Origin of the sequence: Eggerthella sp., assembly GCF_048329335.1 — a bacterium.
In the GTDB taxonomy this organism is placed as follows: domain Bacteria; phylum Actinomycetota; class Coriobacteriia; order Coriobacteriales; family Eggerthellaceae; genus Eggerthella; species Eggerthella lenta.
Window position 1 is genome coordinate 1 of sequence record NZ_DBFEGU010000173.1, and the last position, 23,704, is coordinate 23,704.

General features: G+C 63.6%; 19 protein-coding genes. 6 read left to right on the forward strand and 13 right to left on the reverse strand.

The annotated features are described in order from the left end of the window. Positions 1–255 precede the first annotated feature (255 nt). Both ACMO6A_RS05615 and ACMO6A_RS05620 read right to left on the reverse strand, forming a co-directional pair. Positions 256–1,614, reverse strand: a complete 1,359-nt coding sequence (locus tag ACMO6A_RS05615; RefSeq protein WP_009609364.1) for an MATE family efflux transporter — start codon at positions 1,612–1,614, stop codon at positions 256–258. 302 nt (positions 1,615–1,916) lie between these two features. Then, entirely contained in the window at positions 1,917–2,282 is a 366-nt protein-coding gene (locus tag ACMO6A_RS05620; protein ID WP_009306852.1) for a winged helix-turn-helix transcriptional regulator, read from the reverse strand. 132 nt (positions 2,283–2,414) lie between these two features. Between ACMO6A_RS05620 and ACMO6A_RS05625 the strand changes: the two genes are divergently transcribed. Further along, positions 2,415–2,927 carry a nitroreductase family protein gene (locus ACMO6A_RS05625; RefSeq protein WP_009306853.1) on the forward strand — a complete coding sequence of 171 codons (513 nt, stop codon included), beginning with the start codon at positions 2,415–2,417 and terminating at the stop codon, positions 2,925–2,927. Between the two features lie 121 nt (positions 2,928–3,048). On the opposite strand, the gene ACMO6A_RS05630 is transcribed toward ACMO6A_RS05625, so the two are convergent. Then, positions 3,049–3,840, reverse strand: coding sequence for an HAD family hydrolase (locus ACMO6A_RS05630; protein ID WP_009306854.1), 792 nt, complete (start codon positions 3,838–3,840; stop codon positions 3,049–3,051). Positions 3,841–4,121: 281 nt separating this feature from the next. Here ACMO6A_RS05630 and ACMO6A_RS05635 point away from each other — a divergent pair, with 281 nt between their 5' ends. Continuing rightward, positions 4,122–5,306 carry a helix-turn-helix domain-containing protein gene (locus ACMO6A_RS05635; protein WP_009306855.1) on the forward strand — a complete coding sequence of 395 codons (1,185 nt, stop codon included), beginning with the start codon at positions 4,122–4,124 and terminating at the stop codon, positions 5,304–5,306. A 21-nt stretch (positions 5,307–5,327) separates the two neighbouring features. Here ACMO6A_RS05635 and ACMO6A_RS05640 read toward each other — a convergent pair whose 3' ends face one another. After that, positions 5,328–7,157 carry an ABC-F family ATP-binding cassette domain-containing protein gene (locus ACMO6A_RS05640; protein WP_009306856.1) on the reverse strand — a complete coding sequence of 610 codons (1,830 nt, stop codon included), beginning with the start codon at positions 7,155–7,157 and terminating at the stop codon, positions 5,328–5,330. 228 nt (positions 7,158–7,385) lie between these two features. Between ACMO6A_RS05640 and ACMO6A_RS05645 the strand changes: the two genes are divergently transcribed. Next, positions 7,386–9,389 (forward strand): cation:proton antiporter, encoded by a 2,004-nt coding sequence (locus ACMO6A_RS05645; RefSeq protein WP_009306857.1) that lies wholly within the window; start codon positions 7,386–7,388, stop codon positions 9,387–9,389. A gap of 100 nt (positions 9,390–9,489) precedes the next feature. On the opposite strand, the gene ACMO6A_RS05650 is transcribed toward ACMO6A_RS05645, so the two are convergent. The 4 genes from ACMO6A_RS05650 to ACMO6A_RS05665 form a co-directional block, all read right to left on the reverse strand. Next, on the reverse strand, positions 9,490–10,605 hold the full coding sequence (locus ACMO6A_RS05650; RefSeq protein WP_009306858.1) for a DUF1648 domain-containing protein: 1,116 nt from the start codon (positions 10,603–10,605) through the stop codon (positions 9,490–9,492). After that, a complete protein-coding gene (locus tag ACMO6A_RS05655) occupies positions 10,605–11,102 on the reverse strand; it encodes a GntR family transcriptional regulator (protein ID WP_009609402.1) in 498 nt (165 codons plus the stop codon). Before ACMO6A_RS05655 ends, ACMO6A_RS05650 begins: the two co-directional genes overlap by 1 nt. 116 nt (positions 11,103–11,218) lie before the next feature. Beyond that, positions 11,219–12,808 carry a putative ABC transporter permease subunit gene (locus ACMO6A_RS05660; protein ID WP_009306860.1) on the reverse strand — a complete coding sequence of 530 codons (1,590 nt, stop codon included), beginning with the start codon at positions 12,806–12,808 and terminating at the stop codon, positions 11,219–11,221. 10 nt (positions 12,809–12,818) lie between these two features. Continuing rightward, on the reverse strand, positions 12,819–13,562 hold the full coding sequence (locus tag ACMO6A_RS05665; RefSeq protein WP_114556835.1) for an ABC transporter ATP-binding protein: 744 nt from the start codon (positions 13,560–13,562) through the stop codon (positions 12,819–12,821). 270 nt (positions 13,563–13,832) lie between these two features. Here ACMO6A_RS05665 and ACMO6A_RS05670 point away from each other — a divergent pair, with 270 nt between their 5' ends. Further along, entirely contained in the window at positions 13,833–14,795 is a 963-nt protein-coding gene (locus ACMO6A_RS05670) for a CPBP family intramembrane glutamic endopeptidase (protein ID WP_114551564.1), read from the forward strand. 112 nt (positions 14,796–14,907) lie between these two features. Here ACMO6A_RS05670 and ACMO6A_RS05675 read toward each other — a convergent pair whose 3' ends face one another. Together ACMO6A_RS05675 and ACMO6A_RS05680 are read right to left on the reverse strand one after the other, a co-directional pair. Further along, a complete protein-coding gene (locus ACMO6A_RS05675; RefSeq protein ID WP_418470888.1) occupies positions 14,908–16,284 on the reverse strand; it encodes a DHA2 family efflux MFS transporter permease subunit in 1,377 nt (458 codons plus the stop codon). A gap of 214 nt (positions 16,285–16,498) precedes the next feature. Continuing rightward, complete coding sequence (locus ACMO6A_RS05680) at positions 16,499–18,109, reverse strand: FAD-dependent oxidoreductase (protein ID WP_009306871.1); 1,611 nt, start codon at positions 18,107–18,109, stop codon at positions 16,499–16,501. A gap of 414 nt (positions 18,110–18,523) precedes the next feature. Between ACMO6A_RS05680 and ACMO6A_RS05685 the strand changes: the two genes are divergently transcribed. After that, entirely contained in the window at positions 18,524–20,095 is a 1,572-nt protein-coding gene (locus ACMO6A_RS05685; protein WP_009306872.1) for a helix-turn-helix transcriptional regulator, read from the forward strand. Positions 20,096–20,419: 324 nt separating this feature from the next. After that, on the forward strand, positions 20,420–21,103 hold the full coding sequence (locus ACMO6A_RS05690) for a DUF1648 domain-containing protein (protein ID WP_009609410.1): 684 nt from the start codon (positions 20,420–20,422) through the stop codon (positions 21,101–21,103). A 31-nt stretch (positions 21,104–21,134) separates the two neighbouring features. Here ACMO6A_RS05690 and pth read toward each other — a convergent pair whose 3' ends face one another. The 3 genes from pth to ACMO6A_RS05705 form a co-directional block, all read right to left on the reverse strand. Further along, complete coding sequence (gene pth, locus ACMO6A_RS05695) at positions 21,135–21,692, reverse strand: aminoacyl-tRNA hydrolase (protein ID WP_418470889.1); 558 nt, start codon at positions 21,690–21,692, stop codon at positions 21,135–21,137. Between the two features lie 6 nt (positions 21,693–21,698). Further along, on the reverse strand, positions 21,699–22,664 hold the full coding sequence (locus ACMO6A_RS05700) for a ribose-phosphate diphosphokinase (RefSeq protein ID WP_009306875.1): 966 nt from the start codon (positions 22,662–22,664) through the stop codon (positions 21,699–21,701). A gap of 177 nt (positions 22,665–22,841) precedes the next feature. Beyond that, on the reverse strand, positions 22,842–23,704 hold an 863-nt coding region (locus ACMO6A_RS05705), incomplete at its 5' end, for a helix-turn-helix transcriptional regulator (protein ID WP_418470890.1).

The following is a 23,704-nucleotide window of genomic DNA, read 5'->3' on the forward strand; positions in this document are numbered from 1 at the left end:
CCGGAAGCGGTCGCGTACTTCCGGCCGCTCATCGAAGGCGAGCCGAAACTCGTCATGAAGGGCGGCATCCCCGCCACCATCGTGCCGTTCAACAAGCGCTGACGAAGCCGGCCCTCGGCGCCGCCCAGCCAGCACGCCGAGGGATCGACTAACGCGTCGCGCCCTGCTCCCGATTGCCGTTGTCGCCCGAAACGTGCGTTTTTTCGCTCAAAAGCGCACGTTTCGGGCGACAACGGTTTCGAGTTACCTCCCCCCCTACACGTCCCGTGTGCGCGTCCAGTGGCGCAGGTAGAGGGCGCCGATGAGCGCCGGCATCACGGGCGACGCCGCCTGGGCGACGAAGATGCCCACGTAGCCGAAGCCCAGCACGCCGCTCAGCAGAAACGCCAGGCCGAAGCGCACGACGAACGCGTCGATCAGCGAGTTCGCCAACACGAGCCGCGGCGTGCCCGCCCCCAATGCGAACGAGTCGAAGCTGTACATGGCCGCGTAGAACAGCCCGTTCACGCTGCACGTGATGCGAAGGTACAGCACGGCCGTATCCATCGTTAACGGCTCGGTCAGGCCGTACGCGACCACCAGCGCCGGCGCCAGCAACTGCACCGCGATCTGCACGCCCACGATCACGCTCACGTTGAACGTGGCGCCGATGCGCGCCACGTCGCGGGCCCGGCGCAGCTCGCCCGCGCCTGCGTTCTGCGCCGCCGCCGTGGTGATGGCCTGGCCGATGGCCCAGCACGGCAGTCCCGCGATGGTGCTGATCTGCAGGCCGACGCCGGCAGCGGCGGCCACGTCGGTGCCGTAGCGGTTCAGCAACCCGGTGACCAGCGCGTACGACAGGTTCACCACCGCCATCTGCACGGCAGAGGGAACGCCCACGCGCAGCACCTCGATCACGCTCGCTCCAACCGGCACGTCGCCGCTACGCGAAAACGCGCCGGCCAGGCGCCCGCCGGGGAAACGCCGCCGCACCACGACGAGCGCGCCGACGGCCGCCACGCTCTGCGCGACCACCGTCGCCCAGGCGGCGCCCACCACGCCGAGGCCCGCCGGTCCCACCAGCACCAGGTCGAGCGCCACGTTCACCAGCGCCGATACGCCCACCAGCTGAAGCGGCGTGCGCGCGTCGCCCTGCGCCTTGAGGAAGGCCGCTGCGGCGTTCATGAGGAACGGCCCCGCGCAGCCGCAGCACAGCACCACGGTGTAGCCGACGGCGCCTTCGAGCGATGCCGCAGGCACGGCGTTCGCCGTGAAGGCTGGGCGCGCCAACGCCACGCCCAGCACGGCGATGGCCGCCGACCCCGCCAGGGCCACCGCCAACGTGGCCGCGTACGCGCGCCGCTGGCCGGCCACGTCGCGCGCGCCCACGAACCGCGCGACGACCACGCCGCCGCCCGCCGTGAGGCCGATGACGAACGCGTTCACGATATAGGCGGCGTTCGTCGCGTTGCTGATGGACACGAGCCCCACCGGCCCCACCACCTGGCCGACCACCACCATGTCCACAGCCTGGTACACGTACTGCAGCAGGTTCACCGCCATGAGCGGCAACGCGAACGCCAGCAACCGCCTGAACAGCGGCCCTTCGGTAAAGGAAAGAGAAGCATCTGACACGATAGGTTCACCTCTGAGAATTCGGAATGCGGAAACGTAACGAAGCGCCCGAGGGCGCAAAAAAACGCCGCAGATGAATCATCACCTGCGGCGCTGAACGAGTCCGTCATGCCGGCATCAAAGGAAACGCGCGCCCGGGTTTCGCGCGGCGCGTCTATCGATGCCGATGAATATGCCCCTCGGCTCCGTGCGATGCTTCATCGGCGATCATGCGCGGAGCCGCTACTCTGCAAAGCTTCATGTGTGCCTTCTCGTTGAGGCGGATACAGCGTCGCCCAGCATACTGCGCGATGCCGAAGCGGTCAACCCGCCAGAACCTCCGAAGTTTCGGGCGACGGCTTCCCCACCTCGTCCAGCACGTCCTTTCCCCAGGCGCACATGGCGTTGAGGACGGGGACGAAGCTGACGCCGCGCTGGGTGAGCGAGTACTCGGTTTTGGGCGGCACCTGGTGGTACAGCTCGCGATGCACCATGCCGTCGGCCTCCAGCTCGCGCAGCTGCTGGGTGAGCATCTTGGGCGTGGCCTGCGACATGCGGCGTTGCAGCTCGCCGAAACGCAGCACGCCGGCCTTGCTCAGGTGCCACAGGATGAGCACCTTGTGCTTGCCGCCCACGATGTCGATGGTTGCCTCGACCGGGCAATGGTACGCGTCGGGACAGGTTTTCATGCGCAGCCTCTTCCGTCCAATACTTTCTTTTCGGGTAGTATATTCCAAAAAAGTATCTACTTGCCCCGCAGAAACCGAAGAGTAGTATGGAGGAAGAACGAACCGTCGCTCGCCTCAGAGATAGGAGCACCCATGTCGTTTCTCGATCTCGCCAAAAAGCGCTGCTCGACCCGCGCCTACCAGCCCGTCCCCGTCAGCCAGGAGCACATCGACGCCATCGTCGAAGCGGCCCGCGTCGCGCCGACCGCCGCGAACCGCCAACCTGTGCGCATCCTCCAGGTGACCAGCGAGGAAGGGCTCGCCAGCCTGGCGAAAGCCGCGAACGTGTTCGACGCGCCGCTCGCATTCGTCGTGTGCGCCGACGGCGAGAAGGCGTGGAAGCGTCCGCTCGACGGCATGAGCACCGTCCATGTGGACGCGTCCATCCTCACCGACCACATGATGCTGGCCGCCACCGACTTGGGCCTGGGAAGCGTCTGGATCTGCCGCTTCGACCCTACGGTCATCCGAGAGGAATTCGGGCTGCCGGAAACTTTGGTCCCGGTGAACATCCTGGCCGTCGGGCATCCCGCCGGCGAGCTGAAGAGCCCCGACCGCCACGCCACCGAGCGCATCCCGACAAGCGAGCTGGTAATCCACGCGTAACGAAGCGCCTTTCGAAGAGCGCAGGCCTTCTGCAGCACGGATTTTACGTCCCACCCAAAAGGATGCCATTGCAGAGCGAACCCATTTGTGCAGACACCGTCTGCACAAATTCAAAACCGTCCTACCGCGCGCCCTCCAGCAGGGCGTGAAGCTCGCGCTGGACGCTGCGGTCGACGTTCGTGCCGATCACCTTCGTGGCGATCTGCTTGATGGCCGACCGAGCGTTGCCCATGGCGACGCTCGTTCCCGCCATGCGCAGGATTTCGTAGTCGTTCATAGAGTCGCCGAACGCCATCATCTCGCTCGCCTGGATGCCGTGCGCGTCCAGCACCTGCTGGATGCCCGTCGCCTTGCTCACGCCGCGCTGCATGACGTCGATCCATTTACGGCCCGACGGCGCGAACACGAAGTCGTCGTCCAGCTCGCGCGTGAGGATGTAGGCCATGTCCATGACGGCATCGTCGCAATACACGGATGCTTTCAGGATGCTCGTCTGCGGCGAGGGCACGTCGAACACGCGCACGGGGTTCGGCAGGTTCTTGTCCACCTCTCGCTCGAAGCGCGCTTCGTCGTCCAACAAGTAGCTGCGCGTCTCGTCGAACAGCGCAAGGTGCATGGTGTCGAACATATCAACGACACGGGCCAACCGCTTCACGGCCGCATGCGAGAACACCTCCAAGTCGACCAGCTCGCCGGCGACCATCACCTGCGCGCCGTTCGACGCGACGAAGTCCATGCAGTCGACCACCGGTTCGAACAGCTCGTGCAGCGTGTCGAAGCGCCGACCCGACGATGCTACGAACTGGATCCCCGCATCGCGCAAACGCATAACGAGGTCGTACGAGCCTTCCGGCACGCACTCGTTTCCGTCGAGGAACGTGCCGTCCATATCGCTGGCGATAAGCTTGATCATCAGAAAGCCCTCCTTGAAATAACCGCGTGTTCCGATCATTGTACGACGCTCGCGTCAACCTGCGTGACCCTACACGACTACTTTGCACGAACTTGATACCTGTTTTACAAAACCCCAGTTCAAAATGCTTCGCACCCTGAGCGTGCGGAGAAAATCCCAAAACGCAACACCAGATTGGTAGAGCGGGCGGCTCTGCAACCGCATGATGGTAAACGCAGAAGCGCGGCCGCTCAGCTCCGCGCTTCGGGTATCATGCAATCGACCACGAAGAAGGGACCGCCATGAGTTTCGCCGACAACCTCGTGTACCTGCGCCAGCATTACGGCATCACGCAGGAAGGGCTTGCCGAGCAGTTAAGCGTGTCGCGCCAGACCGTCAGCAAATGGAAAGCCGGCACGAACTACCCTGAAATGGACAAGCTGCTGCAATTATGCGACCTGTTTCATACCAGCCTCGACGACCTCATGCGCGGCAGCGTGCATGTCGTCAAAGAAAACGACACCGAGCGCTACGACGAGCACATGAACCGCTTCGACCTGTCCATCGCGGCCGGCGTCGCCTGCATCCTGGTCGGCGTGGGTCTGAACGCGCTGCTTGAAGCCTTCGGCTGGCCGGATAACCTGCAGACCGTCGCCCTGCTTTCCTGCATCGTCATCGGCGTGGTAATCCTGGTCGTCGGCAGTCTCAACCACAGCGAATTCAAGCGTCGCAACCCTTCCATCGAGCCGCGGTACTCCTCCGACACGCTCGATCGGTTCGGGCAACGCTACCCGACGCTCATCGCCGTCGGCGTGGGTCTCATCCTCATCGACGTCATCATGCTAATCGGCCTCGTACCCGACAACAGTAGCTCCATGATCAACGGCGCATACGTGGAGGAGCTCGTCATGTTCCCCTTCATGCTCATCCTCGCCATCGCCATTGGCATTCTCATCTGGGCCTGCATGCAAAAGTCGAAGTACGACCTCTCCGAGCTCACCTACATCGCGCATCGCCGCAACCTGGGTGCCGACATGCCCTCTACCGCCGTCGTCAAGTCACCCGAGCAGATTCGCGCCGAACGCGTGATGGGCGTCATCTGCGGCTGCATCATGCTGCTGGCCACCATCGTGTTCCTGGTGTGGGGCTTCGTGCCGCTGTTCGACCAGATCGGCGGCTGGGACGGCATCGACAAGTTCGCGCTCAAAGACGCCATCCGCCGCGGCGCGGGCGGTTTCGCCATCAGCTGGATCGCCTTCGTGGTGGGCGGCATCCTGTGCGGCATCGTGTGGATGATCGGCAGCGTGGTGTCGAAGACCCAGGAAGACTGGATCGCCGAAGCGCGCCAGGAGGACGCCTGGGTGAAGTACGCGCAGCAAGATGATCCCTGGTCCCGGGGACCCGAAGACCCCGCGTCGTCCCAAACGCCGACCCCGTCGTCCGCCCCGCGCGAAGCCAACGACCCCGCGGGACGCACGTGGAAATAGCGCAGGACCGGCAATCGAAGCCTACTCCCCCAGCTTCTCGGCGGCTTCCATCCATTCTTCCTCAAGGGCATCGATCTGCTGTTGGAGATCGGAAATCTGGGCTTGGAAGTCGCCGAGCGCGGTGAAGTCGGTGGGGTCGGCGGCGGCCATGCTCGCGCGCACGTCCTCGATCTTGCCGTTGAGCGTTTCCACCTTGCGCTCGTTGGATTGCATGAGCTTGCGCAGGGTACGCTGCTCGCCGCCGGAGAGGCGGGAGCTTTCGGGCGATGCTTCGGTCCCAGATAAGCCCGAATCGGCGGCGTGCGCAGGGCGTTGACGTGCGGGACTGCCGGCCGCCATGGAAGAGGGGGAAGCGTCGGACAACCTCAAATACTCGTCCACCCCACCCGGCAGATGACGGATCTTCCCGTTCACCAGGGCGAACTGGTGGTCGGTGACGCGCTCCATGAGGTAGCGGTCGTGCGTGACCAGAAGCAGCGTGCCCGGCCAGGCGTCCAACAGGTCCTCCACCACGGCCAGCATGTCGGTGTCCAGGTCGTTGCCGGGCTCGTCGAGGATCAGCACGTTCGGCTCGTCCAGCAGGATCAACATGAGGGCCAGACGGCGCTTCTGCCCGCCGGACAAGTCCTTCACCGGCTCGTTGAGGTCGGCGCGCTTGAAGCCCAGCTTCTCCAGCAGCTGGGCGGGCGTCATCTCCTTGCCGTCCAGCATCGTGCGACGGCTGTAGCGGCCGATGACCTGGCGCACACGGTCGTCGCCCAGTTCGGACAGATCGTCCAGATGCTGCGACAGCACGGCGAAACGCACGGTCTTGCCGATCTTCACCTCGCCGGCGTTCGGGCGCTGCAGACCCTGGATCACGCGCAGCAGCGTGGTCTTGCCCGTGCCGTTCTCGCCGACGATGCCGTAGCGGTCGCCCGGGCCGATGATCCAGTCCACGTCGTCGAGGATCGTCTTGTCGTCGAAGCGCACGCTCACGTGCTCGAGGTCGACCACCTGCTTGCCCAGGCGCGCCATGGCCATGCGCTTGAGCTCCAGCTCGTCGCGCAAAGGCGGCACGTCGGCGATGAGTTCCTGGGCGGCGGCCACGTGGAACTTCGGCTTCGTCGCACGCGCCCGTGCGCCGCGCGAGAGCCACGCCAGCTCGCGGCGCAGCTCGTTCTGGCGTTTCTGCTCGGCTAGCGCGGCCACGCGATCGCGCTCCACGCGCTGCATGATGTAGGCCGAGAATCCGCCCTCGAACGGCTCCACCCGTTTATCGTGCACCTCCCACATACGCAGGCACACCTCGTCGAGGAACCAACGGTCGTGCGTGACCACCAACAGCGCGCCCGCGCCCTTTTTCCAGCGGGTTTTCAGATGGTCCGCCAGCCACGTGATAGCGCGCACATCCAGATGGTTCGTGGGCTCGTCCAGCGCCAGCACGTCCCAGTCGCCGATGAGCAGCCGCACGAGGTCCACTCGACGGCGCTGCCCGCCCGACAGCGTTCCCACCTGCGCGTCCCAAGGGATATCGCCGGCCAACCCGGCAATGATGTCGCGGATGCGCGCGTCGCCGGCCCACTCGTATTCAGGCAGATCGCCCACCACGGCTTGCCCCACCGTGGCAGCGGGATCGAGCGAGTCGGCCTGTCCCAGCACGCCCACGCGCACGGCGCCGTTGCGCAGCACGCGGCCTTCGTCTGGCTCCAGCGTGCCTGCCAACAGGTTCAGCAGCGTCGACTTGCCGTCGCCGTTGCGCCCGACGATGCCCACCCGGTCGCCCTCGTCAACGCCCAGCGACACCTCGGAGAACACCTCTTTCGTGGGGAAATCGACCCGCACCTTTTCGCATCCAAGCAGAAACGCCATCGCCCGCCATCCTTCTTCACGTAGTTCGGAAGGCCGATTATAGCGCATGGCGGGAAAGCGAGCCGCCGATCCACGAGAAGGCCGCCCTCATCTTGCGCCTCATGCCCATACGAAGCCTCGTCTCGAATCCCGACCCCAAGCAGGAAGACCGGCTCGCAACGCCCCGCCAGCTAGCGATTGCGTTACAATGGGGTCAAGCCCTGATCATCATGCAAAAGGAGGCGCCGCGTGGAACTCCTTGAATTCTCGCTGCTCATGCTGGCCGCCGTGCTGCTCTCATCCGTCATCGACCAGCTGGTTCCCAAAGTGTCATCGCCCCTCATCCAGATAGGGCTGGGCCTGCTCATCGCGCTGGTCATGGGCACGCAGATCAGCATCGCCTTCGATCCCAACCTGTTCCTAGTGCTGTTCATAGCCCCGCTTCTGTACGACGAGGCCAAAAACCTCGACAAGAAGGCGCTGTGGGAGAACAAACGCCCGGTGCTGTCGCTGGCCGTCGGGCTGGTCATCGCCTCGGCCCTGATCATCGGGTTCGCCGTCAACTGGCTGGTTCCATCCATCCCCTTGGCCGCGGCGTTCGCCTTGGGCGCCGCGCTCGGACCCACCGACGCGGTGTCGGTCGCCTCGCTGTCGAAGCAGGTGAAGATCCCCGCACGTTCGCGCAATATCTTGGAAAGCGAATCCATCATCAACGACGCCTCGGGCATCGTGTCGTTCCAATTCGCCATAGCCGCAGCCGTCACCGGTACATTCTCGCTGGTCGGCGCCACGGCGAACTTCTTCTTCGCATTCCTCGGCGGCGTACTCGTGGGCGTAGCGTTGGGGCTCACGGGCAACTTCATCGTGCGCCGCGTGCGCTCGTGGGGCCTCGAGAACACCACGTTCCATGTGCTGTTCGAGGTGTTCGTGCCGTTCATCGTGTACCTGGTGGCCAACGCGCTGGGCACCAGCGGTATCATCGCGGTCGTCGCCGCCGGCATTTTGAACGTCGTATCGCCGCGCGCCATCGGCCCGTCCGTCTCGCGCATGAATATCGTGTCCGCCAGCGTGTGGCGCGTGCTGACGTTCGCCCTCAACGGCATCGTATTCGTGCTTCTGGGTACTCAGCTGCCGCGCGCCATGCAGCGTACCTGGGAAAACGTCACCATCGACAACGACGCTCTCATCGGCTACATCCTGGGCATCACCGTGCTCATGCTGGCCGCCCGCTTCCTTTGGGTGCTTATCATGGAGCGCGTCCATCGCCAGCGCAGAGGCCGGATGACGTTGGATGAGCTTCGCTCGACGGCCATCATGACCTTGGCCGGCCCGAAGGGAACCATCACGCTTGCCGTGGCGTTCACTATTCCGTTCTCCATCCCGCAGCGCGAGCTGCTGCTGTTCCTAGCATGCGGCGTCATCGTGGTCACCATGCTGTTGGCCACGTTCGCCGTGCCGCTGATCGCGCCGAAGAAAGATACCGACGACGAGGATTGCTTCGACGAGGAGCAAGCCAATATCGAGATACTCCGATCGGTCATCGAAGAGCTGGCGGCACGTCAAACCGGCGAGAACCGCGCGGCCACGCAAGCGGTCGTCCACGGCTACAACGAGCGCATAGCCCGCCTGAAGAACAGAAGCGAACTGCCCGACGAGTCCATGACGCCCTTGCGCCTGAAAGCGAACCGGTGGGAACGCGATTTCACGCTCGATCTCCTTGAACGCGAGGAAGTGGATCAGCTGATAGGGTACCGGCACATCAAGCGCCTCTCGCGCACGGAAAATCTGCTGCGCCATCATGCCGACCGTGTGTCGCTGCAAATCGCCTACCTGCGCGTGCGCACGCTCGCTCACGCAGGATGGCATCGTATCGTGGAGGCGCTGCCCGGCGACGATCTCTCCGAGCGCGTGCAGGCCGAGCGCGACCTGCGCCTCCGCAGCAACGAGCACGTCATCGAAAAGTTGCAGGCGGAGCTCGCCTCTCCCACTTCGGAAGAGCCTACCGAGAACCTGAGCAAGCTGCTACTGGAATACCAAAGCCTCGTGCAAACCATTCACAGCGCCGCAAGCCCGTCCATCACCGTGCTGACCAGCACTGCGAACAAAGCCGTGGACATCCAGCGCCAAGGACTGCGGCTTGAGCTGGAAGCTATTCAGGCGCGCTACGAGGAGGGGGCGCTGCCCCGCTTCTCGTACAAACGGCTGCGCGAGAACGTGATGCTCATGCAAATCGATCTGGAGGACAACGTGTAGAACAAGACAAAAGGACGGAGTCAATGTCTCATTTTCAGGGGGACTTCGCCTCGGCTGCCCAGCTTGCGCATGCAACCCGCGCACGTAGCACGCGCCTCGCCTAGAACAGCAGCATCACCGCGACCACGAAAGCAGCCGTCACCACGAAACCGCCTGCGACGATGGCCCACACAGCAGGGCGCGCCCAGTTCAGCGTCCAACCGACGCCGAAACGCTCGGGCAGGAACAGGCTGGCATCGTCGGGGTTGCAGTAGAACACGCCGAACTTCCAATAACGGTCGTCGTCCACATGCAGCCGATCGGATGTCTGCATGTTCTTGAACACGCGTGAACCCGCCTGGCCGTACACGAGGCTGATCGCCATGGCGCCGACGCACAGCACGATAGCCGCGATCATGATGAAGACGGCTGCCTGACCCAGGTCGATCACGTTCATGAACGACAGCGGCATGGCGATCATGGCCACCGCTATCACCACGCCTCCCGCCACCAGATAGATGCTCTGCGCGCGGGCGAACAGGCCGTAGGCCAGCGCCGACGTGGCCGGCGCGCCGGGTTCGGCCCACTTCTTCGAACGAGCGATGGTCCAGTGGGAGAACACGAAACACGCGGCCATGAACCCCTGGATGAGTACCGGCATCCACAGGATGAGCGGGGTTTTCTCAGTCCAATCGTTCACGGTGCCGTCGAAGCCCATATGCATGGGAATCATGTCGGGCATATGCACGTAACCCACCGCGCCCACGGCGAAGGTGATGGCCATGATGGGCAGGTACAACAGGTTCCATTTGAGAGAGATGGCTCGCGGCACGGGCTGCTCGCCCACCACCGCGACGGACTCTTGCGCGTCAGCCGTCCAACCGCGCTTGGCTTTGTATGCGGACATCTTGGCGCGGAACGCCAGCATGAGCGCGTAGCCGCCTGCGGTCACCGCCAGCGACCCGACGATCAGCGCGCCCAGCACGCCGCCTGCGTTGCCCATGGCGGCGCTCGCGAAGCCGACGACCGTGAACACCGCCGTAGCCGACCCGACGATGGCGGCGTAGCGGCGCTTGAGTCCTACGACGTACGGATCGTGCTGCTCGGAGGTGGGAACGGTGACCGTGAACACCTCGCCGCGGCGCATGAGGTACGGGGTGATGGCCATGAACGCGCCGATGACCGGCATGAGCAATGCCGTAACGGCCATCATGACGGTCGGGTCGAACCCTTCCACTACAGCGCACCCCCTTTGAACGCCGGTTCGCACGAGGCGGCGCGCTCGATGTTCTCGCCCTGCGCGTCGCGGCTCGCTTGCGCAGTTCGGGCATCGGATCGTTCGCCCGCCCCGTAGGCGCGCGCGGCCTGGCGCTGCGCGCACTCCAGGAACTCGCCCCACGTGCCGCCGCGCGCCCGGTGCGCCAACGCCAGCTCGAACAGGCCGTCCTCCATCTTCGCCAGCTCGATTTGGGCGCGGTCGGCCCGATCGTCCTCGCACGGGTCGGCGATGTAGGCGCCCGATCGGCCGCGCATCAGCACGTAGCCCTCGTCGCGCAGCACGGCGTACGCCTTGTTCACCGTGTGCAGGTTGATGCCCAAGTCGCTAGCCAGCGCGCGAACGGATGGCAACGCCGTGCCGGGCACCAGCTCGCCCGTGGCGATGGCCGCGATGATCTGGCTGCGTATCTGCAGGTACAGCGGTTCTTCCGACTTCTGATCGATGCGAATAACCATACGCACGCCTTCTCCCTTTCGTTTCCTCGTCGTATTGTAGCGCTCGCAACCGAGAGGCGGCGATCGCGCAGGCGATTATCGTCTCGCGCATTCGTCCTCCGCGCCGCATTGAGCGGCTACGCCCTCAGTCCCCGCTTCACCGCGCCGCGGTACGCCGCGACGGAGACCGCGGCCGCCAGAAGCGCCAGCACGAGCGACGCGCCCACGCCTAGCAACGTCGTGACGCCCATGCCGAGGACGCAGAACACCATGCCGATCATGATCACGGCGAATACCGGAACGCCGCGCTTCACCGGCTCGTACACGCTGGTCCAGTCGTACTTCGGGCTGCGCGCGTCAAGCGCCAGCCCCAGACATGCCGCCAGCATGCAGGCCGCAAGCGGCATCGCGAACAGCGCTGCGACGGACAGGGCGTCGAGCGGCAGCGACGCCGCCATGAGCACGGCCGACACCGCGAGGCACGGCACGGCGATGGCCAAGTTGACGGCCACCTTCGCTCCCAGCACCGTCGCCGGCGGCACGGGGGCCGTCAGCATGAGCCAGCGCGCCGAGCCCTCGAGCGAAACCGAGGCGGCCGTCGTGGACGAGATAGCGCAGAAGAACGCGAGCGCCCACGGAAGCAGCGCGCCGACGAACGGCGCGTACGCGGGCGGCAGCAAATCGAGCGACAGCATCCCCGTGGCAGAGCCCACCGCCACCGCGACGGCTGCAACCAGCACCAGCACGTAGCCTATGCACGCGTTCATGAAGTAGATGGGCGTGGCGGCCAACAGCCGCAGCTCCTTCACCATGAGCGCGCGGAAGGGCGTGGACGACTTCGAGCGTGCAGCGTCCTTGCCGTCGAACGAGAACGTCCCGCGCGGTCTGGATGACATGAGCAGCGAGTTCACCGGCACGAATAGGAGCACGACCAGCGCAAACACTGCCGCCGCAGCCGCGATGTTGACCGCAGCGAAGGCGGCGAACTGCACGAGGTCGCCCTGCACGATGCCTGCAGTCGCCCATGCGGCCGGCGGGAAGATGGCCGCGAGCTGCCCCGTCAGCTGGGCGCCGAGCGCACTCAACGCCGCCAGGTCGTCGGATTGGCCGGACAGCGCGAACGAGCCGAACACCGCCGCCAGCGTGGCGGCCAGCGTCAGCACGATGACCGCGACGTTCGCGTGCTTGAAGCGCGAGGACACCGCAGCGATCAGCACCGCCAGCACGACGGCCGCGGCCAGGGGCAGAAGCGGCGCCAGCACGATGGACAGCGCCATGCACGCGACCCCGACCGCCGACACCCCAGCAGCCGACGCGTACACGGCGAAAGCCGGCACCATCACCAGCACGCCGAACAGCAGGCTCATGGCGTACAGCGACGCGATGCGCGACAGCACCACCGATGACGTGGGCACCGGAAGCGACATCACCAGGTCGTAGTCCTTGAAGCCGAACAGCACACCGTTCGTTTTGAGGAACGCCGCAACCGCGCCGGCGATCGCGCCCACCAGCACCGCGACCAGGGGAACGGCTTCGGCCAAGCCGATTTGGACGAGCCCCTGCGCCACGCCCGCCGAGTACGCCGAAGCGAACAGCACCACGGCCGCCACGACCAGCGCCGCAAGCGCCAGCGTGCGCTTCGCCTTCGCGGGGTCGGCGTGCAGCGTCTTGTTGATGCCGAACAGCCCTAGCAGCTGTATCTTCAACAGCAGAATGAACGGTTTCATGGCAAACCCCCTACGCGTTCCGGTCGATCATGTCGAGGAACACGTCCTCCAGGCTCTCGTCGCCCACCACGTCGGCCGTGGGGCCGTATGCGCGCAGCGTGCCCTGCTTGATGATGGCCACCTTGTTGCACAGCTTCTCCACCACTTCCAGCACGTGGCTGGAGAAGAACACGGCCGAGCCGCCGTCGGCCAGCTCGCGCAGCATCTCCTTCACGTGGAAGGACGCCTCGGGATCGAGGCCGACGAACGGCTCGTCCAGCACCAGCAGCGTCGGTTGGTGCACGAGCGCGCCGATGAGCACCAGCTTCTGGCGCATGCCGTGCGAGTACGAGGAGATGAGGTCGCCCAGCGCCGAGGTGAGGCTCAGCCGCTCCGCGTACGCCCGGATGCGGCGTTCGCGCACGTCGGCGGGCACCTCGAAGATGTCCGAAAGGTAGTTGAGGTACTGGATGCCCGTGAGGAACTCGTAGATGTCGGGGTTGTCGGGCACGTAGGCGATCATGCGCTTGCAGGCCAGCGCGTCGGTTTTCACCGACTGACCTGCGATGCGGATGTCGCCCTCGTCAAAGCCCGTCACGCCCACGATAGCGCGGATGAGCGTGGTTTTGCCGGCGCCGTTGTGGCCGACGAATCCGAAGATGTCGCCCGGCATGACGTCGAGCGTCACATCGTCCACCGCCCGCTTCGCGCCGAACGCCTTCACCACATGGTTGACCGAAAGCACCGGAGCGGCCTTCTTCTGTTCTGCCGTCATGCTCGCTTCCTTCCCTATCCGTGATCCGTTCGCGGCTGTTGACCTCCCCGCAGTTGTTTGTTATATTTATGCTATAACAGATGGAACAAAGATGCAAGAGGAATCCGTCGTCGCATTTCCTTGGCGCGGAGGCTCGCTTGCGGACGATGCGCGCGTGCCGCGCCGGTTCGTGACGTGGGCGGCGTGCGATCGACGAGGCGAGTGACGCACATATCCCGCACGAGCCTCCGCGCCAAAGAAGGCACGCCCCGATCGAGAAAGGAATGCATCGTGAAGAGGATCGCGATATTTCTAGCTGTTACGTTTATATTGACCTGGGCGTACGAGTTCGGGGTGGTGTATCCGATATCGTCGGGAGCGCTCGTGGGCGTTCCTCCGGTCGCCGCGCAGTTCGCCACCGGCGCCGCCATGTTCTTCCCCGCCCTGGGCGTGCTCATCACGCGCCTCGTCACGCGCGAGGGGTTCAAGAACAGCCTCATCAAGCCGCGCGGGTTCAAGAAGTCCCTGCCGTGGTTCGCCGTCGCCTGGTTCGGGCCCGCCCTGCTGGCCGTCATCGGCGCAGCGGCGTACTTTCTGGCGTTCCCGCAGGATTTCGACCCCAGTATGTCGACCATCGTCGCCACGCAACAGCAGGCCGCAGCGGCGGCGGGCGCGGGCGACGTCTCCGCCGACCAAGTGCGTGCCATGCTGCTGGCCCAGCTGCCTTTCGCCGTGTTCCTGGGCCCCGCGCTCAACATCTTCACGACGTTCGGCGAGGAATGGGGCTGGCGCGGCTACCTGGTGCCGAAGACGGCTGCGCGCCTGCGCATCGTGCCGACGCTGCTGGTCACGGGCGTGATCTGGGGTTTGTGGCACGCGCCGCTCACCATCATCGGGCACAACTACGGCGTGGGGTATCACGGCTGGCCGTTCACCGGCATCGCTGCCATGTGCGTGTTCTGCACGGTGCTTGGAATCTTCCTCACCTACGTCACTGTGCGCACGGGCAGTTGCTTGGCGGCGGCCGTCGGCCACGGTGCGATCAACGCGTTCGTCAGCGCGGGCATCATGTTCTCGCTCACGGGCGGCAACCCCTTCGTGGGGCCCATGCCCGTCGGCATCCTCGGTGGCAGCGCGTTCATCGCGGTCGCGGCCCTCATGCTGTGGGATATGCACCGCCGCGAGAAAGCCGGCACCCTCGCCATGCCGCAGGCGGGCCTGCCCGACGACATGACGAAAGCCGACCTCGTTTAGCGAGACAACGCATCATCGCCCGTAAAACACGGTTTTCGCACCTGAGACGTGTTTTTCGGGCGATGATGGGCCGCGCACGGCTCCGCTCGCTGCGATCGCGCATGTTTCGCAGCTAGCGTACCTTCGCCACGATGAAGCCCAGGGTGGCCACGGCCATGACGGCGGAGAAGCCGAAGGCCAGCTGGTAGGCCAGCGCGGGGTTCGCGAGCTCCGCCGCAGACGCGCCTGCCACCGCGATGAGGAACACCATGACCGACGTGCCCAGCGACGCGCACGCTTGGCGGGCCGAGATGCAGAACGACGAGCCGTCGGCCACGATAGGCCGCGGCAGCTGCGCGAGGCTCCACGACGTGAGCGGCCCCACCAGCCCCGACACGCCCACCGCACGCACGGCCTGGCACAACGTGGTCACATACAACGGCGTGTCCGCATCGAGAAACGACATGAGCACCGCGCCCGTCGCCAGAAACGCGCCCGACACCAGCGCGACGGGACGCACCCCCACTTTGTCGGTGAGCACGCCCGCCAGCGGGTTCAGCACGAGCGCGGCCACGGTGCCGGGCAGCAGCACAACCCCGGCTTCGAGCGCGGTTCCGCCGCACAGCCCTTCCACGTACAGCGGCACGATCAGCGTCACGCCCATGAAGGAGGCGTTCAGCAGGTTCTGCGCAATGAAGCCCGCGCGATACTGGCGCGATGAGAAGATATCCATGCTGATCAGCGGGTCGTCCACCCGCTTCTGCCGCCGCACGAACAGCACGAGGAACAGCGCGCCCAGCACAAGCGGAGCCCAGATGAACGGGCTTTCGAACGAGAAGCTGCTCGCGTTCGAGAACGCCAGCAGCAGCCCGCCGAACCCGAGCGTCGACTGCGCGAGCGACACCACGTCGAGGCGCGCGCTCTTGTCGGGAGCCGCCGAGGGTTTGATGGCGACGGCCGCCGCAGCGGCAAGCGCCAACATGATGACCACGAGCAGCACGAAGAAGCTGCGCCATCCCAGCGAGAAGCTCATCGCCCCGCCGATGGTGGGACCGATGTTCGGCGCGAAGCCCATCGCGATGCCTGCCACGCCCATGGCCGTGGCCTGACGACCGCGCGGGAAGCGCGTCATGGCGATGGTCTGCATGAGGGGCATGAGCATGCCCGTGGAGATAGCCTGGAACACGCGGCCCGCCAGCAGCACGCCGAAGTTGGGAGCGAACAGGTCGGCCAGCGCCCCCACCAGGAAGAACGCAAGCGCGATGAACACGTGCTGGCGCACCGAGAAGCGTCGCGAGAGGAACGTGGCCACCGGAACGGTGATGCCCAGCACCAGCATGTAGCTGGTAGTCAGCCATTGTCCCAAGTCCACCGTCAGGCCGAACTGCAGCATGATGTCGCCCAGCATGGCGTTGACCGCAGTCTGCGAGAGGTTCCCCGACGCCGACGCCAGCACGACGATGGCGAACAGCGCGTACACGCCCATCCGCTCGCTCTTCACTCGTTTCATGCCCGCATGTCGCCTACCCTCCGTTTCCCACCAGCGCATTCCAGTATATCCCAAATATGCGCGAACGCAGGAGGAGCCTCTCGCGCTTCGCGATGCAAAATCGCTAAAGCGCACGAGGCTCCTCCTTGGACGGGTCGCTTGAAAGACATGCGTGCGGCCATCGGATCATCTTAGCGAACAACCCGAAAGCAATCGACTCCGGAAACGCCTATCGCTACGAACGAGCGAGTGCGCTTCTAGCCGATATCCTCCCGAACGCACCGCACTCCCCCACGTTTCCACCTCCTTGGTACAGATGGCCCCAAATCGAGCCGAACTCACCGGCAGAATACAATCCCGGAATAGCCTGCCCGAACGGGTCGAGAATCTCGCCCTTTTCGTTGCGAACCGGACCGCCATCGGTATTGAGCAGTGCAGGGACGCAAAGCATCGCGTAGTAAGGAGGCTGGTTCAAACCGGTGAGCGTGTCAGAAGGACGGTAGAAAGCGAGATCCTCTCCCTTGTCCACAAACTCGTTCCATTGCTTGACCGTTTTCAGCAGCTCGTCTTCGGGAACTTCGATAACCTTGGCAAGCTCCTCGAGAGTGTCCGCTGAAACCGCCCATCCGTCACCGACGGGATCGGTCGAAGTCTCTTCCGGACACGCACCCGCGTCAAGACCCGCCTGATCGAATACGAACCAACCCTTTTCCGGCAAGGGAAGGTGCGCCATATCTCCACCGAACTGCGTGATGCCGTGTCGGTAGCCGACGTTGCGAGTTATGTCGGTATCGGGCAGCGCATATTTTTTGAAATTGCTGCATGCGTCGAAGTCCTGGTAGAACCTTCGTCCGTTCACGCCGACGGTGATGCCGTGCTGCTTCACCGTAAACGAGTACAACGTCGAAACGAACCGGGTGTTCTCTATGTTGCGCAAAGAGAGCCAGTATTGGGCGCCTCCGTGCATATGCCAGAAGTCGGCACCCGCTTTCATGCAGATACGATGCCCGTCGCCAGTGTTCGCCTTGCCTGCATACGGATAGCCTTTGACGCCCGTATAGTCGCGAAGCATATCCGGGTCGCTTTCGAAGCCCCCCGTGCACATGATGACGCCTCGCTTCGCACGGTACGATTTGCCGCCCGCCACAACGCCCGTCACTTCGCCCGTTGAGGCATCGCGAACAAGCGACTCCAAAGGCGTGGAAGCCTTGTACTCTATCGTGTCGTTGCGCTTCTTCATTTCGGAAAACAAGAACTCATGGATATGATGGGGCTGATCGCCCTCCGTTTTGAAGAGAAGGAAGCCCACCGTGTTGTCGTCGGGGTACTCGGCGTATTCGTTCGTCTCCTCCCCCGATGGGTCGGGTTCGTAGATGTTCAGCCACTCTTCCTTAGCCCCCAAACCCAAAATCCAGTTCAGGTTTTCCTTCGATTCTTCCACGAACGCCCTGATGGTTGCTTCCGGAGTGCTTTCCCCTATAAGGTGTCCCAAGTAGTTCATCGGGCCGTCGGTTTCGTCGAAATACAGCTGCCAACCCGCGCAGAACGGGCTGTTCCCGTTCGGAAGCGAGTCCTTTTCCACGACAAGACAGGAAGCCCCGTCACCCTCGTCCGCCACCGTTATCGCAGCAGTAAGCCCCGCAATGCCGGCACCCGCCACTATGACGTCGTACTCTCCGTCCCATTTCTCATTGGAAGAAGCCGAATCGGCTTCCCCGCTGGCGCACCCCGCAAGACCGAAAGCGGTAGCCCCGGCCAAAGCCAGACCTGCCCCCTTCAAGAAATTGCGGCGCGTTGTCTTGGTTCCCTGCTGATTCTCATTCGTCATCGCGCATTCCCCCTCCATATCTCATCCCTTTCTGCATCGATCGCTAGCCTGCCGAAGCCAGCGCCTCGACAGACGGCAAGGCTCGCTTCCGCAACCTGCCGCTTCCACTTTTACCCTTCCTCCCGAGCCCGTTCATCCGACAAACTGTCCGAACGAGGTTGAAACGCATCCCCGAACCGGATGATTTTCGTCCCGGACGCACTATGCGAGGCAATATCGCTATCTGCGCGCTTACCGCGAGAACCTCGATGTTCTATAGTGGATCGAACCAGAAACTGCACCGTCTCGAACCAGGCACGACCAAGAAGAGCGGCACGCGTTTTCGCGCGCTAGCGTAAGGCCTGAATCGGACGCGACGCGATAAACGGTCAACGGTTGGTCGTTCGAATGAAATCAGGCTTCCAAATCTCTCTGGAATGCAGAAAGGCGCCCATGAAGAACGTCACGCCCTATTCGCTCGATGACGAAGCTGTTCGTTCGGATGCAGCCGTCTCCGTCATATCTTCGATCGGATTGACTGCCGTGATAGTATGGGCCGACCTCTTGGGGCACGGATTCGGATTCGCACCGTCTTCGTCGATTATTCAACAGCTGGGAAATGCCCGTCTTTTCTTTCTCGTAGGATTCACCCTCTGCGCCATAGGATCCGTGCTTTTAGCGAGAGCTCCACAAAGAAAAACGCAGGTGCTGACAAAGGCGGCTCCGACAGCCGCTTTCCTTGGAACAGGACTATACGGCTTCGCCTACCTGCAAACGGCGCTACCGTCGGAGATCATCGCGCTTCTGGGACTCGTCTGCTGCGGCGCCGGATACTACGCGACGACTTTGCTCATATATTGCGAACTCGCAAAAACGAAACGCCTCGTCATGGCAATAGGAGCCTTATCAGCGAGCTTGATTCTCAAAACGATCGTCGGCTCGGAGTTAAGCACGGCTCTGACCTCGTCGGCACAAGTGGTTTTTGCTTCGATTCTGCCTTGGGTCTCCTTCGCGTGCCTGGAGGCGCTCAAGCGCTTCGGCACATCACGCTATCTCGAAGCATACCGCTCTCGCCCACTTTTGACGAAAAAAGGTATGTACGACCTCGTGTTTCTGCTAGTAGCCGTATCGTTGATACTGGCGGCTCTGAGAGGCACCAGCCATCTTGGACTCTGGGGAAGCAACCATTTGGGATCGCCCGTCTCAACTCCGGCAGGCTACCTCACAGTCGCCCTCGCTTTGACTGCTTGCGCATACCTCACCCTGCTTCGCAACAGCAATAATCAGATGCTTGTTCGATACCAGCCTGCGTTCCTTGTCCTAGCCGGAGGCTTTCTCATCTACGTTCTTCAGAATGAGTACGTTTTCGCACGGATCGCAGATCCCGTGTTCGACTGGCTCTACCTGACCGTAGAGTTGTTCGGGCACCTGCTCTCGGGAACCATGATCATCACCGCCATCCGCTCGGCATCGGCGCCGGCCTGGCTGTTCCAAGGAATAAGCGATTCAGCTTTCGGCTTAGTCGCTGTACCATGGCTGCTCCTCGTTCAGGAAGCTCATGTCGATATCAGAATCCTGATGGCCGTAGCCATCTTCCTCGTGATGGTAGCCGCCATACGTCCCATGAGCACGCGCCCCATGGAAATCGAGCGCTCGCTCTCTTTGTCATCTTGCGAAGGCGCAGCGGAGCTTCAAGGCGATCGTTCGACAAGCGCAAGCGAGCCAACAGAGCGCAACGAACCCTCGATAGAGCAACGCGTCAGCGAAACCCTGACGAAATACCATCTGGAAATCGCGAAGCGGCACAATCTTTCCTCCCGCGAAAGCGAGGTATTCCTCCTTTTGGCTCAAGGCAGAAGCCGTCCTTATATTTGCGAGGTATTCTGCTTGTCCGATGGCACCGTCAAAACGCATATCACGCATATCTACCGCAAATTCGATGTCCACAATCGACAAGCTTTCATCGACCAAGTTCAGAAAGAGATCGCGGAGCTCGACATGCGCAATGGACACCAAAGCGCATAGCGCCAAAACTCAAACGAGCAGCAGGCACGGACGCCAAACGCTGTCCCCGAATTGGCAGCCATGACAAAATTAGCTTCGGCGAACTCGCGTTGGGATCTTCACGACCTGGCCTTATGTCGTGCATCCGCCCTGGCATTCAGTCCAACCCGTCCAAAATCGCCTCCAAAATTGCCACAGCTTGCCATTTGGGGACAGCCAACGAGGACGTCCTCCGACGCAATTACGCCGCTGCTTTGGCGCGCGTCGACATCCTTGCCCCCATTGCATGATAATGCCAGTTCAGCTATATTTAGTATTGCTAGGCTATAGAGGAAGGGAGCGCACATGGCGGAAAACGATACCGACCGAAACGAACCATGCGATCCCGACATCGACGATACAGCCGCTGCGCCCGCCTACCGCATGAGCCGCGGACGCGTTGCGCTGCTGGCGGTGCTGGCCATCTTGCCGGTCGTGTTGACCGCGCTCGCCCAACCGTTTCTGCCGGATAGCGTTCCCCTGCACTACGGAGCAAGCGGCCCGGATCGATGGGGATCGAAAGGCGAGCTGTTCGTTGCCGCCGGCATCATCACCGTCATCGCGTTCGTCCTCGTGACGGTATACGCCGTGGTCGAACATCAACGAGAAACGGGGCGGGAGGATTGGCTCGTCGTCGACGGTCCCGTCACCAGCATGTTTCCCGTCTTCTCCATCTGCCTTGCGATCATTGATTGCCTCGACGCCGCCTACGTCTTCGCCGCCTTCCAGCTGGGAGGCTTCTCGATGCCAGAGAACATGGGCTCGCTCATCGGAGGGATCGTCTGCCTCGTCGTGGCGCTCTCCCTACTCACGCCAGCCCTGTACATGCTGATCACGGGCAAGGGCCTCTCGCTCGTGAACTTCCATCCCGGAACGAGCGACCTCGAGAAACGCACCGGAGCCGACAAACAGCAGGCGCGCGCCATCGGCGGTTTGCTGCTATTCCTCACCGTCATCGTCCTCGTGGAATTACTCGTAACGGTGAAATGAAAACGCACCCGCCACTTTCGACGGGTGCGCGCTAGTTGAACGCTTGCTGGGTCTTCTCCAACCCTACCTGCACCAAGGACAACGCCGCTTGTGCGCCGCGGTCGGTGGCTTGGGCGAAGTCGTCGGCCGCGTCCTTCTTCGGCTTCGACAGCACCCAGTCCACCACGGGCATGCGTCCCGGCGGGCGCCCGATGCCCACGCGCACGCGATGCCAGTCGCGCGTTCCCAGCTTGTCGCAGATAGAGCGCAGGCCGTTGTGCCCCGCGTGCCCGCCGCCGAACTTCACGCGCACGGTACCGGGGTCGATGTTCAGCTCGTCATGCACGACGATCAGGTGCTCAGCATCCACGCCGTACGCGTTCATCAGCTGCTTCACCGGACCGCCCGACGTGTTCATGTAGCTTTGCGGCTTGGCCAGCACCAGGTCGTGATCGCGATACACGCCTTTGGTGGTCAGCGCGCCGCATTCCGTCTTCCAGTAGCGCGCGCCCACCTCCTCGGCGATCAGGTCCACGGCGTCGAACCCGGCGTTGTGCCGCGTATGCTCGTACTCCTCGCCCGGATTTCCCAGGCCAACGATCAAAAACATCGGACCCTACTCGAACAGCGAGGCAACGGAGCCGTTGTTGTAGACGTTGCTGATGGTCTTCGCGAACAGCGGGCCCACGGACAGCACCTTCACCTTGCCGGTCTGGCGCTCCAGCGGCACGGGCACAGCGTTCGTCACCACCACTTCCTCGATGGACGAGTTCGCGATGCGCTCGTACGCCGGGCCGCTGAACAGGCCGTGCGTCGCGCACGCGTACACCTTCTCGGCGCCCTTCGCCTTGAGCGTGGTGGCGGCGGCAACCAGCGAGCCGGCCGTGTCGATCATGTCGTCGTTCAGGATGCACACCTTGCCGTGCACGTTGCCGATGAGCGCCGTGATCTCGGCCTGGTTGTGCTTCGGGCGGTCCTTGTGCATGATGGCGATGTCGCAGTCCAGCATGGTGGAGAACTTCTTCGCGGCCTTCGCGCGGCCCACGTCGGGCGACACGACGCACAGCTTGTCCTTGTCCAAGCCCATGCTCTGGAAGTAGTCGACGAAGATGGGCATGGCGGTCATATGGTTCACCGGCAAGTCGAAGAAACCCTGGATGGCGTCCTGGTGCAGGTCGATGGTGATGACGTTGTCCACGCCCGACGCGGCCATGAGATCGGCCACGAGCTTGGCGGTGATAGGCTCGCGCGGGGCGGCCTTGCGATCCTGGCGCGCGTAGCCGTAATGGGCCACCACCGCCGACACCGAGCGGGCCGAGGCGCGCTTGGCGGCGTCCACCATGATGAGCAACTCCATGAGCGCGTCATTCACGTCGTAGCCCGCGCCGCTGCACACCGATTGGACCAGGAACACGTCCGCGCCGCGCACGCTTTCCTGGTAGCGCGCGTAGATCTCGCCGTTGGCGAACTTCTCAAGCTTGACGTTGCCGAGCGACACGTTCAGATCCTTCGCGATCTCCTCGGCAAGCTCGGGGTTGACCGACCCCGAGAACAAGGCCATGCTCTTCTGCACTTCCGTCATGTGCGCGCTCCTTCGCTTCACCCTCAGGGCCGCCGCACCGCGCAGCCGTCGCCCCCTGTCTCATCGGCACTATTGTATCCGCACGCGTCGCGCACGCACAGGGTGAACTTCGGCATCTTCGCAGATTGACCGCAAGGTCTGACAAGAGGCAAGCGCCCAACTCCGGACGGAGAACGCTCAGCGCACGATCTTCCCGTCCTCGATGAGGCTTTGCAGCTCCTGCTTGGAATGCACGCCCGCCTTCGCGTAGACGTTGCGGATGTGGCTTTTCGCCGTGTTGAACGAGATGCCCAACTCGCCTGCGATGTACTCGATGGTATAGCCCTTCCCCAGCAGGAACAGCACGTCGCGCTCGCGCAGCGACAGGCCCGCCTGCTCGGCCAGCGCGTTGCAGCTTTTCGTCCAGGCGCCCTCGCGCGGCGCGCCGTCGCCGTCGCTGGCGCCCCCAGCGCCCTCCGGCCCCCTGCCGCTAGGGAAGAAATCGCCCGTCCCCTGGTCGGTCTGGGCGTTGCGGGTCTTCCTGAGCGCCATGCCGATGGTGCGCTCGTTGAGGATGACCATCGACACCACCAGCAGCACGAACACCATGCCCATGGCAAGCGCCACCATGTTGCTGGGGTTCTCCACCAGCACGGGCGCCAGCGACGCCCCGGCGAACCAGCCCACGGTGGTGCCCGCCGCCGACGCGCCGCGGCCCCACCCGAACACGCGCACGTACGACAGGTCGGTGCGGTTCGCCACGTTGGCCAGCAGGCACCACACCATGAGGATGAACAGGTTGTACGCGATGCTCACAAGCTCGCCCTGGATGACGCCCAGGCCGCCGAACAACGGCACCACGAGGTTGCCCAAACACGTGAGGATGATGATGGGATAGTACAGCTGGCTGATGTCGAACTCGCGCACCAGCAGCCCCACCAGCACGAACAGCAGCACGGCCGCGCACGCCGTGGCAAACACGATGATCACGCCCTGGTCCGTGGCCGCCGACAGCGGCTGCTGCAGCGCCATGAACCCCTTGATCACGCCCGCGATCACCG

What these genes read in the sequence shown, in the direction of transcription:
- ACMO6A_RS05620 (WP_009306852.1), bottom strand. Translation starts at nt 2,282, where the DNA reads ATGAAAACCTGTCCCGACGCGTACCATTGCCCGGTCGAGGCAACCATC.
- ACMO6A_RS05625 (WP_009306853.1), top strand. Translation starts at nt 2,415, where the DNA reads ATGTCGTTTCTCGATCTCGCCAAAAAGCGCTGCTCGACCCGCGCCTAC.
- ACMO6A_RS05630 (WP_009306854.1), bottom strand. Translation starts at nt 3,840, where the DNA reads ATGATCAAGCTTATCGCCAGCGATATGGACGGCACGTTCCTCGACGGA.
- ACMO6A_RS05635 (WP_009306855.1), top strand. Translation starts at nt 4,122, where the DNA reads ATGAGTTTCGCCGACAACCTCGTGTACCTGCGCCAGCATTACGGCATC.
- ACMO6A_RS05640 (WP_009306856.1), bottom strand. Translation starts at nt 7,157, where the DNA reads ATGGCGTTTCTGCTTGGATGCGAAAAGGTGCGGGTCGATTTCCCCACG.
- ACMO6A_RS05655 (WP_009609402.1), bottom strand. Translation starts at nt 11,102, where the DNA reads ATGGTTATTCGCATCGATCAGAAGTCGGAAGAACCGCTGTACCTGCAG.
- ACMO6A_RS05660 (WP_009306860.1), bottom strand. Translation starts at nt 12,808, where the DNA reads ATGAAACCGTTCATTCTGCTGTTGAAGATACAGCTGCTAGGGCTGTTC.
- ACMO6A_RS05665 (WP_114556835.1), bottom strand. Translation starts at nt 13,562, where the DNA reads ATGACGGCAGAACAGAAGAAGGCCGCTCCGGTGCTTTCGGTCAACCAT.
- ACMO6A_RS05675 (WP_418470888.1), bottom strand. Translation starts at nt 16,284, where the DNA reads ATGAAACGAGTGAAGAGCGAGCGGATGGGCGTGTACGCGCTGTTCGCC.
- ACMO6A_RS05680 (WP_009306871.1), bottom strand. Translation starts at nt 18,109, where the DNA reads ATGGAGGGGGAATGCGCGATGACGAATGAGAATCAGCAGGGAACCAAG.
- ACMO6A_RS05685 (WP_009306872.1), top strand. Translation starts at nt 18,524, where the DNA reads ATGAAGAACGTCACGCCCTATTCGCTCGATGACGAAGCTGTTCGTTCG.
- ACMO6A_RS05690 (WP_009609410.1), top strand. Translation starts at nt 20,420, where the DNA reads ATGGCGGAAAACGATACCGACCGAAACGAACCATGCGATCCCGACATC.
- pth (WP_418470889.1), bottom strand. Translation starts at nt 21,692, where the DNA reads ATGTTTTTGATCGTTGGCCTGGGAAATCCGGGCGAGGAGTACGAGCAT.
- ACMO6A_RS05700 (WP_009306875.1), bottom strand. Translation starts at nt 22,664, where the DNA reads ATGACGGAAGTGCAGAAGAGCATGGCCTTGTTCTCGGGGTCGGTCAAC.